This is a genomic window from Sinomicrobium kalidii (assembly GCF_021183825.1).
GTDB lineage: Bacteria > Bacteroidota > Bacteroidia > Flavobacteriales > Flavobacteriaceae > Sinomicrobium > Sinomicrobium kalidii.
In genome coordinates, this window is sequence record NZ_CP089211.1 from 4526488 (window position 1) to 4540629 (window position 14142).

General features: G+C 45.1%; 7 protein-coding genes. All 7 read left to right on the top strand.

Annotated elements, in window-relative coordinates:
- The first annotated feature begins 14 nt into the window (after positions 1–14).
- The 7 genes from LS482_RS18450 to LS482_RS18480 all read left to right on the top strand — a co-directional run bounded on the left by LS482_RS18450 (position 15) and on the right by LS482_RS18480 (position 14079).
- On the top strand, positions 15–1652 hold the full coding sequence (locus LS482_RS18450; RefSeq protein ID WP_233028989.1) for a RagB/SusD family nutrient uptake outer membrane protein: 1638 nt from the start codon (positions 15–17) through the stop codon (positions 1650–1652).
- 94 nt (positions 1653–1746) lie between these two features.
- Positions 1747–4071: a GH92 family glycosyl hydrolase gene (locus LS482_RS18455; protein ID WP_233028990.1), complete on the top strand. Its 2325-nt coding sequence runs from the start codon at positions 1747–1749 to the stop codon at positions 4069–4071.
- Between the two features lie 118 nt (positions 4072–4189).
- Positions 4190–5335, top strand: a complete 1146-nt coding sequence (locus LS482_RS18460) for an acyltransferase family protein (protein ID WP_233028991.1) — start codon at positions 4190–4192, stop codon at positions 5333–5335.
- A gap of 231 nt (positions 5336–5566) precedes the next feature.
- Positions 5567–9595 carry a hybrid sensor histidine kinase/response regulator transcription factor gene (locus LS482_RS18465; RefSeq protein ID WP_233028992.1) on the top strand — a complete coding sequence of 1343 codons (4029 nt, stop codon included), beginning with the start codon at positions 5567–5569 and terminating at the stop codon, positions 9593–9595.
- Between the two features lie 66 nt (positions 9596–9661).
- Positions 9662–10540 carry an inositol oxygenase family protein gene (locus LS482_RS18470; protein ID WP_233028993.1) on the top strand — a complete coding sequence of 293 codons (879 nt, stop codon included), beginning with the start codon at positions 9662–9664 and terminating at the stop codon, positions 10538–10540.
- A 177-nt stretch (positions 10541–10717) separates the two neighbouring features.
- Positions 10718–11716 (top strand): family 43 glycosylhydrolase, encoded by a 999-nt coding sequence (locus LS482_RS18475; RefSeq protein ID WP_233028994.1) that lies wholly within the window; start codon positions 10718–10720, stop codon positions 11714–11716.
- Positions 11717–11913: 197 nt separating this feature from the next.
- A complete protein-coding gene (locus LS482_RS18480; protein WP_233028995.1) occupies positions 11914–14079 on the top strand; it encodes an alpha-glucuronidase family glycosyl hydrolase in 2166 nt (721 codons plus the stop codon).
- Positions 14080–14142: the final 63 nt, after the last annotated feature.

Below are 14142 nucleotides of genomic sequence, written 5' to 3' on the forward strand. Positions count from 1 at the left end.
AAAAAACGAATAAAATGAAATATTTTAATCATAAATTAATCGTAATACTGTTTACAGCCGGGGTTTTTACAGGTTGTGAATCGTACCTTGATGAAGAAAATAACTCATCATTAAGTATTGAGACTTCCAAGTCAGATCCTCAGACTTTTGACCTGTTAGTGGCCTCGGTTTATGAAAAGGCCAGGGAAACCACAACAAAATATACAGCCGATATGTATTACGTCCTCGAAGACCTGGGCACCGATATCGTAACCCGGGGAACAACCGTTTCGGGAACTGACGATATCAATGATTATGTAAACCTGAATTCGACCAACTGGGCTGTTGGTGTGTACTGGAGCAATCAGTACAATGTGATCGCTGCGGCCAATGTACTCCTGGACAACGCAGAGGAAATAGAGGGTGTCGCTGCAGATACCAGGACAAGGGGAATAGGGGAAGTCAAATTTTTCAGGGCTTTGTCATACTTCAACCTGGTTGAGAACTACGGCGGGGTGCCTCTGGTACTCCATCAGGTAGACCCTAACGAAACGGAATATTTCCGCGCCGGCGAAGAAGAGGTCTATACACAGATCGTACAGGACCTTCAGGAGGCCCTTACCGGAGTCGATGAAAACCCAAGTGCTTACGGAAGGGTGTCCAAAGACGCCGTAAGACACCTTTTATCAAAAGTATTGCTTACCAGGGGATACAAGTCTTTCGGTTCCGCATCCGATTATACCGATGCCGCCGCTTTGGCAGAAACGGTCATTGCCAATCATGAGCTCGTTTCTTCGTTTGAAGCATTGGTAGACAGGGACAATCAGCGAAACACCGAAGTGATCTTTGCCTATTTGTTCGGCGGTAATTCCGTTAGCAGGGGCTGGGGGAATTCAAAACACATGATGTATAAGTTCAGGTATTTTGATTATCCCGGCCTGGTCAGGGGGAACAAATACCAAAAAGGTCTGGGACCGGCACCTACACCGTTTTACTATTCCCTTTTTGATGAAAATGACGAAAGGGCCGGAGCCACATTCCGCAGGGTGATCTATGCCGACGAAGACTATACGGCAGATGTAAATGGTTCGGAAGTAAATGTAAGCGCAGGCGATACCGCCATATATTTTCCGAAAACAGCATGGACGCAGGCCGAGATCGATGCGGTGCCCTATGCCGTTATCAATCCGGGAACATATTTTCAAAACAACGGGGTGACTACCGTGCATTATCCCATGTTTAAAAAGTTTGACGATCCCGGGATACCGTTCACACAACCCGACCAATCTTCCCAGGGCGAAAGGGATATGGTAATGATGAGGGCAGGCGAGGCCTACCTGATCGCTGCGGAGGCCTATTTACAATCAGGGAATACCACAGATGCTGCGGCCCGCCTCACCACTTTACGGTCGAGAGCCGGACTGACCACGGCGGTAGCTCCCCAGGATGTTGACCTTGACTTTATCCTCGACGAAAGGGCCCGGGAACTTACAGGAGAAGTAAACCGATGGATGGACTTAAAAAGGACGGGGAAACTCATAGAGCGTACCTTAGAGCATAACCCGCATGCTGCCTTGAATAATGCCCTGAGTTCAAAACACCTTTTAAGGCCTGTTCCCCAGACTGAGATCGATAATACGGGAGGAAGTATTGAGCAAAACCCCGATTATTGATTGACCTTGTATCAAATGGTAAACATAAAGCTGTCGGAATGACATTTGCGCTGTTTTCCGGCAGCTTCATATTTGATTAATCTACTGCAAATAAATGAAGTCAATAAGCCCTCGGATAAACTACCTGATACGAATAAGCGCCATTCTTTTTTTTCTGGCATCATGCAAGGACAAACAGGAGGCATTCTCCCGGAAAGAACGGTTAGTAGACAAAGTATATCCGCTCCTCGATACCGAAAATTCGAGATGGTTTTTCTTTTCGTCGGCAAGCAGGCCGTTCGGGATGGTAAATCTGAGTCCGGATACGCAGATTAACGGAGCCTGGGGAAGTGGTTACCGGTATACAACAGATACCGTAAAAGGTTTTAGCCATATACATGCCTGGCAAATGTCCGGGCTTTCGGTAATGCCGGTAACAATTACCGGTGATAAGACAAATATCTTTACGGACTTCTACTCAGAATTCGGCCACGATAGCGAATCAATAAGCCCGGGATACCATTCGGTAGTACTGAACAGGTATCAGATCAAGGCTGAACTGACGAGTACAAAACGGGTGGGATTTCATAAATATTCATTTCCGGAAAACAAAAAAGGGAACATCCTTTTTAATTTAAATACCGTTTTGGGTCCCTGTGAAAATACCGGGGGTGTACTGGAAAAAACGGGGAATAACGAATTGTCCGGTAAACTTGTGGCAGCTCCTACAAACAGGCGCCCCAAACCGTTGACCGTATATTTTAAAATTCAGTTCAATGTTCCGATAACAACCGTTGAACGCGATACCGGAACCGGAAATTATCTGGTAAGCCTGGATACTTCAGGCGAAGCTGTTTTGATGAAAGCGGGACTGTCCTATACTTCAACAGAAAACGCAGCAAATAATATACAAAGTGAATTACCGCATTGGGATTTTAACCGGGTTATTGAAGATTCGAAAGACGAATGGGATGGATTATTGAACAGGATAAAAGTTGAAGGGGGTACCGAAAAGACCCAAAGACGGTTTTATACTGACCTTTGGCATGCCTTGCAGGGCCGGAGGATCATTAACGATGTGAACGGGGCATATCCCGATAATACCGGGGAGCAATTCAGAGTGGGGCAATTACCACTTAATGCCGACGGAACACCGAAATTCAACCACTATAATTCAGATTCGTTCTGGGGTGCACAATGGACCATAAATACCTTATGGGGGTTGGTTTACCCCGAAATAATGAATGAGTTTGTGAACTCTTTGATGCAGTATTACAAAGACGGAGGGATGGTGCCCAGGGGACCTTCCGGAGGCAATTACACTTTTGTGATGACAGGCGCTTCGACGACGCCCTTCGTCGTTAGTGCCATCCAGAAAGGAATTGTAAAAGATAGTCTGGAAACGATCTACAAAGCGCTTAAAAAAAACCATATGCCGGGCGGAATGATGGGGAAAGCAGGATATGAACACCTTACCGATACCGGCGGAGGTTTAAAGTATTACCTCGAAAACGGCTACATTCCCTACCCGCTCCCGGAAGGTACGGGTTTCGGGGGGCACCAGGACGGTTCGGGCCAGACCCTGGAATACGCCTATCAGGACTGGACTCTGGCACAACTGGCAAAAAAACTAAAGTATACCGAAGACTATGACTATTTTATGAAGAGGGCTGCAAATTATAAGAATGTATTTAACAAAAAAGCGGGCTGGATGGCCCCCAGGGAGGTCAACGGCAAATGGAAAACAGGTTTTGACCCGTATCAGTATGAAAACGGATTTGTAGAGTCCAATGCCGCACAGTCCACATGGTTTGTGCCCCATGATCTCGAAGGCCTGGCTGCCCTGATGGGAGGGAAGGAAAAAGTGGTGGAAAAACTGAACGATCAGTTCAGATCGGCCCGGGAATTAGGGTTCACCTCCGGGAATTCCCATCAGGTGGAACGACATCCCGAATACAGCAGGATTCCCATCAATTACGGCAATCAACCGTCGATACAAACGGCATTTATATTCAATCAACTGGGCAGACCGGACCTGACACAATACTGGTCGGGAAAAGTTGTTGACCGTGTTTTTTCTGACCTGACCTATTCCAAAGGATATAATGGCGATGAAGACCAGGGCCTGATGGGAAGTCTGGCTGTGTTGATGAAGATCGGCCTGTTTCAAATGAACGGGGGGACGGAAGATAATCCTGAATATCAAATAGGAAGCCCGGTTTTTGACAAGGTTACCATTCAACTCCATAAAGATTACTATCCGGGGGAAATATTCGAGATCAAAACCGTAAATAACGGGGCGGACAATGTATTTGTAAATAAGGTCCGATTAAATAATACGCCTGTTAAGTCTTATAGAATTAAGCATGAGGATATTATAAAGGGAGGAGTTTTACAATTGGAGATGTCGGGTAAAAGTAATAAAGGAGTGGCCGAATAGTAAGAATTAAACAAGATCAAAAAAATAATATGGTAACCGGCAGACAATAACTAAAAAACATTAGTGTATTCGCGACTGGACATATCATTTTAAAAATCCGAAAACCCGGAGTTGTTTTATGAAAGAAAAAATGCTTCAATCAAAGCCCGGACGCTTTCTGTCACTTGATGTATTCCGGGGACTTACGATAGCCCTGATGATCGTTGTAAACACGCCGGGAACGGGGGCTGAAATGTATGCTTACCTGGTACATGCCCAATGGTTTGGTTTTACCCTGGCAGATCTGGTCTTTCCTTCATTCCTGTTTGCAATGGGGAATGCCATGAGTTTCTCCATGAGAAAAATGAAAAATGCGCCGGAAAGGGAGGTTTGGAAAAAAATAATAAAGAGAACGGCCGTTATTTTTTTATTGGGATACCTGATGTACTGGTTTCCCTTCTTTAGTATGGATACGGACGGTCACTGGGCCCTAAAACCATTTGCAGAAACACGTGTCATGGGTGTTCTTCAGCGTATTGCTTTGTGCTACTTTTTTACAGCTGTGGTATTTTATTATTTATCCGAAAAAGCAGCTTTGATCATTTCGGGTACCCTCCTGCTGGTCTATTGGGCAATTCTTTACCTTTTCGGTCAGCCCGGAGCCGAATTGGAAATGGCAGGCAATGCCGTTGGCCGTTTGGATCTGTCTGTTCTGGGAACAGGACATATTTACAGGAAAGACAGCATTCCTTTTGACCCGGAAGGTATTTTGAGTACCTTACCTGCCATTGCAAACGTTATCGGGGGGTACATTGCCGGAGTTTTTATTCAGAAGAAAGGCAAGTCGTATGAAGGAATAGCCAGGCTATTGATGGCAGGATTTCTGCTGGCCTCACTGGCACTTTGGTGGGACCTGGTCTTTCCCATTTCCAAAAAATTATGGACAAGCCCGTTTGTATTGTACACGATAGGGCTCGATTTATCGATCATGGCAATCCTCATATATGCTATTGAAATGCGGAAAATAAAAGTTGGAGTGAAGTTTTTTAATATTTTTGGTAAAAACCCGCTTTTTATATACCTGTTTTCAGAACTATTTTATATGACCTTAAGAATGATCCCCGCCGGTTCGGGCCTGGACACTTTTGAATGGGTTAGCGAACGTATTTTTCAGGTTGTTGTTCCCGGTCCGTTAGGCGCGTTGGCCACGGCATTGGCTTTTGTTTTGCTGTGCTGGTCATTAGGATGGGGACTTGATAAGAGACGTATTTATATTAAAATATAACGCAATAGTTAGTTTGTATCGCGAAACAAATAACGAATGATGAATACCGAATATCCAATGATGAGTTTTTATGAGTCATATGGCATATTACTTCGGCATTCTGCGGTTCGACATTCAATATTCGACATTTATAAATTTTTGTGATGTACTAAACAGGTGTTTAATTCTTTATTTGTGAATTTGCTACAGATAGTATCTATGTGTATAACCCAATATAATTATGTCAATATTATGAGTAACCCAGTGCCTGTATTTATAGCGATGGCCCTGTTCATGATCAAAATTATAAGTGCTCAGAATATAACGTTTGAGCATTATAATGATTATGACGGGCTGTCTCATAATTCGGTCAGGCATATCGTTCAGGATAAAAAGGGATTTCTCTGGCTGGGTACTTTTGCGGGTTTAAACAGGTTTGACGGTTACGAGTTCGAGATTTATTCCAGTAATGAAAAGAAACCGTACAGGCTGATAAATGACGATATCACAGCATTGGCTTTAGATAACGGAGCGAATATTTTATGGATAGGTACCCGGAATGGTTTAGTACGCTTTGAACTGGATACCCATGAATTGACCATCTTCCTGCCTGAAAAAGACAACACCGATAGTTTACCCGATAACGAGATCCGCTCCTTGCATGTAGATCGTTTGGACCGGTTGTGGGTGGGGACGAAAAATAAAGGCGTATTCCTTATGGAAACACCCGGCCGGTTCACCAAAGTTGATATTAAGGGAGCTGCTTACGTGAAATCCATTGTAGAGGATAGTTCCGGGGCCATTTGGATAGGGTCGTATGAGACCAGCGGAATAACAAAAGTGAATTTAAACGGTAACGGCACCGTAAAGAATATAAAGCAATATACACTCGACATACCCGATTCAGACGAAAAGAACCCGTATGTGAATTTTATCTATGAAGACCATAAGTCGGATATATTCATAGGAACCCGGCAGGGGCTTTACAAACTGGACCGGGAGAAAGACAAATTCGTAAATCGGTATATTGAGAATGCAAAGCGCAGGGAAAAACTGGGCCCCTATTTTTTGTCGGTGGCCAGGTCACCCGATGGAGAATACTGGGTCGGAACTTTGGGAGGGTTGCTGGTGTGCGATAAGCTGGAAGACATTGAAACGGGAAATTATCAGTGGCATTTCCCGGTACTCTCCAATAATTTGTCGCTCGTTGATAACCTGGTATATGCCTTGTATTTTGACAAGTCCGGGGTGCTCTGGATAGGAACGGAAGACGGTCTGGATAAATACAACCCCTACGACAACCAGTTCAGGCTCGATAAGGATATTTCCCGGTATCTCGATAATCAGGCCCCCTGGATCCGGGGGTTTTCCAAAACTGTGGACAACAGGGTGGTAGTGGCTACCCGTTACAACGGACTGTTTATCCGGGATGGAGAAAAATTTTCACCACTATTTAATCGGCAGCAGTACGATATAGCCAGTATATATTCGAATGACGGGATTAATTTTTATTGTGGGCTTTGGGATGGCAGGCTTCTGATATACAATTACCAAACCAGAAAATCCCAGGTTGCAGACATTGGTTTTGATAATAGCCCGGTGCTTGCATTTGAAACCATGGACGCCCGTACTCTTATCATAGGCTCTTTTGGTGAAGGAGCGGTTTATTTTGATACCGATAGCCGCAGGAGCAGTTCTCTTGCCGGAGATGTTCTGAAAGGAGTAGAGGTCAACCAGATTGCCGTTGATACTTCAAAAAATATCTGGTTTGCCACAGAGAACGGAGCACTTCGGTTAAACACCAGAACCAATGTACTGAAAACCTATGCATCTAAAGATAATTCAGGGATACCAAATGAAAATGTGAGTGGCATTTTAATAGACCACGAACAAAATATATGGGTAACCACCCGGAAGGGACTGGCAATTTACAATGCAAAAACTGATGATTTCAATACGGTTGATGCCATGCAGGAATTGGAAGATAGCTGGATTACAGATATAGTAAATGTGAGAGACGAACTTTGGTTAAACCTCAATAATAACGGTTTGGCCAGGTTTTATCCCGAACGGAAAGCATTGAGTGTTTACAGGGTAAAAAGCGGCAACAGGCTGGATGTCTTCAGCTCAAGCGGGTTTTACAAATTCAGTGATTCCAGGATCTATGTAGCCGGGAAAAAAGGGGTGATCTATTTTTCCCCCGATCAGATCAAGGCCAATGAATGGACGCCACCCCCCGTAATTACCGAATTCAAGGTGCAAAGCAAAGACGTATTGCCCGGAGATATTATCGATGGTCAAACCATCTTTGCCCGGGATATCAACTATGGCAAAGAGGCCGTATTGACTTATAGCGATCGTAATTTTTCCATTGAATTCTCTTCGCCTTCCTTTACTGATGAAAAACTCAACAAGTTTGAGTATATGCTGGAAGGTTTTGACGACGAATGGATACAGACCGGCAGTAATACAAGAACGGTCCAATATACGAATTTACCCTTTGGAGATTACAATTTTAAGATAAAAGCAGCGAACAGCAGCGATGTATGGAGTGATGAGGTGTCTTATAAAATAAAGGTGCTCCCCCCGTTCTGGTTAACCTACAAAATGATGTTCCTGACCCTGTTTGTGGCCGCTGTCCTGTTCTATTTCGTTCGCCGTGAGATAAAGAACAGGTTAAGGTTAAAAAGGGAACTGCTTGTTGAAAAAGTGGAACGGGAGCGCGATGAAAAACTGAATAAGGAAAAGATCCGCTTTTTCACGAACCTGTCGCACGAACTGCGTACCCCGCTCACCCTGATCCTGGGGTCGGCGAAACAGCTCTTGGTAGAGAACCGGGGGCAGTATAACGAACAACAGACGGAAAAATTCGGCCTTATCCATCAAAACGCAAATCGGTTACTGATACTGGTCAATCAAATACTCGATTTCAGGAAGGCCGAAAAAGGAAAACTGGAATTAAAGGTGTCTGAAACCGATATACGGAAGCACACTTTAAAAACCTTTAATTCCTTTAAGGAACTGGCAGAGGATAAAGGAGTGCAACTGCACTTTAATTGTGAACAGGAAAAGATAACGGGATGGATCGACCGGGATAAATACGATAAAATGCTGTATAACCTGTTGTCCAATGCCATAAAATTCACTCCCGAATACGGAAATGTCGATGTGTTCCTGGGATGCTCCGATTCACAGAATGACCGGCTTATTATTGAGGTGGGCGACGACGGTATTGGCATCCCCGAACAAAGTCAGAAGAAAATATTTTCGAGATTCTATCAGGCGTCAAACAGCAAGGAGAACAATACCGGATCGGGTATAGGGCTGGCCCTGGTAAAATCGCTGGTAAAGTTGCACAAAGGCAATATTATTGTCACCAGCGAACCGGAAAAGGGCAGTGTCTTCACCATCGAGATTCCCATAAACCGGAACATGTTCGATAAAGGAGAAATTGTTGAGGTTCCGGAAAGTTCGAATGAAACGGAAGACAACCCTAAACCGAAACCTTCAAAAGCCAAAGGCTCCGTAACGATTAAAGACAAGATACTGTTGGTCGAAGACAATACCGATCTCAGGAATTACCTGGCGAACTTCCTGTCTGATCATTATAAAGTGTACCAGGCAGAAAACGGGGAAAAGGGGCTGCAGTTATGTAAGCAGATTAAGCCTGTTTTGTGTGTTACCGATGTTATGATGCCCGGAATGAATGGTTACGAATTCTGCGAAACCCTGAAAAAAAGCGAAGCCATCAGTCATATCCCCGTTATCCTGCTTACGGCACTGTCGGAGAGTGATGACAGGATAAAAGGTTACGATGCCGGGGCAGACGCCTATTTGTCAAAACCGCTCGATCCTTATCTGCTGAGAACACGTATGGAAAACATTATCCGGACACGATCAGAATTGAAAGCAAAGTTTTCCCGTGAAGTGGAAGGGGAAGCCCATGATCTGGCACACTCCCCGGCAGATGAGGAGTTTATAAGAAAGCTTTCCGGATTTATTGAAGAAAACATCAATAACCCGGAACTTTCCACAGCACTGGTTTGCAGGGAAACCGGCATGAGTTCATCAAAACTGTACCGAAAACTCAAGGAACTGACCGACCTGGCCCCCAATGAATACATCCGGACCGTACGCCTGAAAAAATCGGCACAACTCCTCAAAACAAAAAGGTATAATGTGTCGGAAGTAACATTTATGGTAGGTTTTAACGACCCGTTGTATTTCAGCAAGCGCTTTAAGAAGCAATTCGGGTTCCCGCCAAGTGATTTGTTGAAGTAAAAGATGAAATTCAGTGAATATATTGATTGAAGAAACGATTCACCCACTTGTAAAATTTGTTTAGTTATGAAAACACCAAAAAAAATGGATCCCGAAAACCCGTTGAACAGTATTGAAGATTGGGAAGATGATATTTTAAGGCGGTACCCGGCCCCGGAGTCTAATTCCAAATCAAAGGAAGAATTCAGAAATTATGTCGATTCGGACCGGGTGGACACCGTTAAGGCATTTTACCGGTTAAATCACAAATACCAGACTTACGACTTCGTGGTTTCAAAAGAAGAGGAGTTCCTGAAACAGGATAAACGGGAAATGTCGCTGTGGGAGGCCGTAGATTTTCTGAATACGCTGGTAGATGACAGTGATCCGGACATTGAGCTGGACCAGCTGCAGCACTTGTTGCAGACTTCCGAAGCGATACGGGCCGACGGACATCCTGACTGGTTTGTGCTCACCGGATTTTTACACGATGTAGGTAAGGTATTATGCCTTTTCGGGGAACCGCAATGGGCGGTGGTGGGCGACACCTTTCCCGTGGGATGTGCATTTTCCGATAAGATCGTCTACCCCGAATTTTTTAAAGATAATCCGGATACGCTGAATGAGGAATACCGGGATAAATATGGCATCTATTCCGGAAACTGCGGCCTGGAAAACGTTAAAATGAGTTGGGGACACGACGAGTACCTCTACCAGATCATGAAAGATTATCTGCCGGAGCCCGCCCTTTACATCATAAGATATCATTCCTTTTATGCCCAGCATCGCGAAAATGCCTATGATCACCTGATGAATGAAAAGGACAGGGAAATGTTCGAATGGGTCAAAAAGTTTAATCCGTACGACCTGTATTCAAAGGCTCCCGTACCTCCCGATGCCAGGAAACTGAAACCTTATTATGAAGATCTGGCATCGAAATATTTACCGGAGAAACTGCGGTTTTAGGATTTTTACGGCTTTCAGCGATTCCCGGCTTCGACTGTGAACCCTGAAATTTCAAATGGCACATAATTTATATGTTATTAACCATGTTTGATATGCATTTAATTGCCTTTTTGATAAAATTGCAGTAGCGTTTGAAATATTTAGAACCAAATAAAATATCATAAAATTTTACATATCATGTATATACCGAAAGTCTTTATTACGATCGGCACGTGTGCTTTTGTAGCGGTGTTGACAGGTTGCAAAAACAAGCAGGCCACAAAGGAAGAGGAAACTCCTGAACTCATTAGTAATCCTCTTTCTGAGATCTCCTGTGCAGATCCTGCCATTGTAAAACACGATGGCAGCTATTATATCTATGCCACGGTCGATCCCTGGGGAGGGGAGGAGCTCGTTGTCCTGGAATCATCAGATTTTAAGAACTGGGAGCGGAAGCATATTCAATGGCCCAACCTGGAAGACTGTACCAGCCCGACTTCACGGAACGATAAGGTATGGGCCCCGGGTGTCATTAAAGGCAAGGACGGTAAATTTTATATGTACGTAACGGTACACAATGAAGTCTGGGCCGGGGTAGCAGATCACCCGCTGGGGCCTTGGAAAAATGCAAAAGCGGATGGTTCGCCCCTGATCAAAAGCAATATGTTTCCCGAATATCATATGATCGATGCAGAACCATTCATCGATGAGGATGGCCAGGCTTATTTGTACTGGGGATCGGGATTGAACTGGAAGAACGGACATTGCTTTGTGGTAAAGCTCGGGGAAGATATGGTTTCCTATAAAGAAGATGAGATAAAAGATGTAACCCCGCCCAATTATTTTGAAGCCCCGTTTATGGTCAGGAAAAACGGGAAGTATTACCTGATGTATTCCAAAGGAAAATGTACGAACAGCACTTATCAGGTCAGGTATGCTGTAGGTGATACCCCCTACGGCCCCTGGACAGAAGGCCCGGAAAGCCCCGTACTCAGCACAACAAGGGATTCCACCACATTGGGGCCGGGACACCATACCGTTTTTTCGGAAAACGGGCAGGACTATATCCTGTATCACCGGATCAGGGACAACAGTGAAGCCCTGCTTCGTGAATTGGCCATTGATAGCCTGAATTTTGATGCAGAAGGGAATATCAGCAAGGTGATCCCCGGGGGTGTTTCAGATTTTGCCATGTAGAGAGTAAATGGGAGAGGGGACATGTTTGAGCATATTTTTCTGTTTATGAGGAATTGGTTGCGAAAATTCAAGTTTTCACACAATCGGTTGCGTTAATCCTTTCGGGATAACTATTTTTTTATTTAATTTACTGCATGAATATAGTCAATTAGACTTTATGTTTTTTGTGCAATCAGTTGTTCTAATTAAACGCTACCATGTCATTCTCTAAAAAAATTACACTTTCGGTCCTGGCCATCTTATCTGTCATGGGAATATCCCATGCCAACAATGGTTATGATCTGTGGCTTAAATACCGGAAGATAGAAGACCCCGGTATATTGACAGGATATACAAAACATATCCGTGCTGTTTATATGGAAGAAGGGAATGAAACCCTGGATGCTGCCCGCGAAGAACTGTCCGTTGGATTGGGCAGCCTTCTGGGCACTGCTGTTCCTTACGTAAATTCACAATCGGGAGACCATTCGCTGGTCATAGGCAAGATCCGCAACCTGGATCGTGATATTCGGAAACACCTGAACGGGGATGTTTCAAAGATCAAAAAGGATGGATTTCTGATAACGACCTGTCAAAACCGGACTGTCATTACCGCCCATAAGGACATCGGTATTCTTTACGGGGTATTCCGTTTTTTAAGGCAACTGCAAATGCATAAGTCCCTTGAGGAAATACACATCCTTGAAGTTCCTGAAACGGATGTTCGCGTATTAAACCATTGGGATAACCTCGATGGCACTGTAGAACGCGGTTATGCAGGGGCGTCGATATGGAAATGGCAGAAATTACCGGATTATATCGACCGGCGTTATGAAGACTATGCACGGGCCAATGCTTCTGTGGGAATTAACGGGGCGGTCCTTACCAATGTAAATGCCAGTGCATGGGTGCTTTCCCCTTCCTATATAGAAAAAGTAGCCGCCCTGGCCAAAGTGTTCAGGCCATACGGGATAAAAGTTTACCTTGCGGCAAGGTTTTCGGCCCCTATCGAAATCGGGGGATTGCCCACGGCCGATCCGCTTAATCCTGAGGTACAGCAATGGTGGAGGGACAAGGCGAATGAAATCTACGGGAAGATTCCCGATTTCGGCGGATTTCTGGTCAAGGCGAACTCGGAAGGACAGCCCGGGCCGCAGGATTATGGCCGGTCTCATGCGGAAGGGGCCAACATGCTTGCGGATGCCCTGGCCCCTCATAACGGTATTGTGATGTGGAGGGCTTTTGTCTATTCCGAGCACGATACTTCAGACCGGGCCAAACAGGCCTACAGCGAATTTGTTCCCCAGGACGGAAAGTTCAGGGACAATGTACTGATCCAGGTGAAGAACGGGGCCATAGACTTTCAACCCCGCGAACCTTTTCATCCCATGTTCGGCGCCATGCCGGAAACCCCGCTCATGATGGAGTTCCAGATCACCCAGGAATATCTAGGCTTTAGTACGCATCTCGTCTTTTTGCCCAAACTCTATGAAGAAGTATTAAAAGCGGACACTTACCGACATGGAAAGGGATCGCTCGTAGCTAAGGTCATAGACGGAACGCTGGATCGCAAACCAATAACCGGAATGGCCGGTGTTGCCAACATTGGCAGTGATATCAACTGGACCGGGCATCCTTTGGCACAAGCCAACTGGTATGGCTTCGGGAGACTGGCCTGGGACCCTTACCTGGGGGCGGAGCAGATTGCGGATGAATGGCTCCGTCTCACGTTTTCCAATAAAAGTGATTTTGTACAACCCATGAAAGCGGTGTTGCTGAAATCCCACGATGCTGCGGTAAACTATATGACCCCTCTGGGATTACACCACATTATGGCCACAGGACATCATTATGGTCCGGGGCCCTGGGTGGACAACCTGTCCCGGCCCGAATGGAACCCGGTGTATTATCACAAGGCAGCTACCCGGGGCATCGGTTTTGACAGAACACCTTCGGGAAGCAATGCCACCTCTCAATATGCTAAGGAAGTGGCGGCGATGTTCAATGACCCGGAAACCTGTCCGGAAGAATACCTGCTGTGGTTCCATCACCTTCCCTGGGATTATAAACTGCAGAGCGGAAAAACACTTTGGGAAGGCCTGGGAATAAAATACCAGGAAGGCGTAGACTGGGTAAGGGACACACAGGCCACATGGAATAAAATGAAGCCTTATGTAAACGAACAGCAATTTCAGGAGGTGAGTATGCTGCTAAATATTCAGCTTAAAGAAGCCAAATGGTGGCGTGATGCCTGTATGCTGTATTTCCGGACCTTTTCAAAAAGGGAATTCCCGGAGGAAATGGAAAAACCCTCCCGGACATTAGCGTATTACCGTTCCCTGAAATTTCCTTATGCACCCGGGATAAAGCCACAGCCGGACTGAATTATCCGTATCCCGAAAACGGATATATGGATTTACGGGGAAAACTTTCCGGTTTTCAATGAA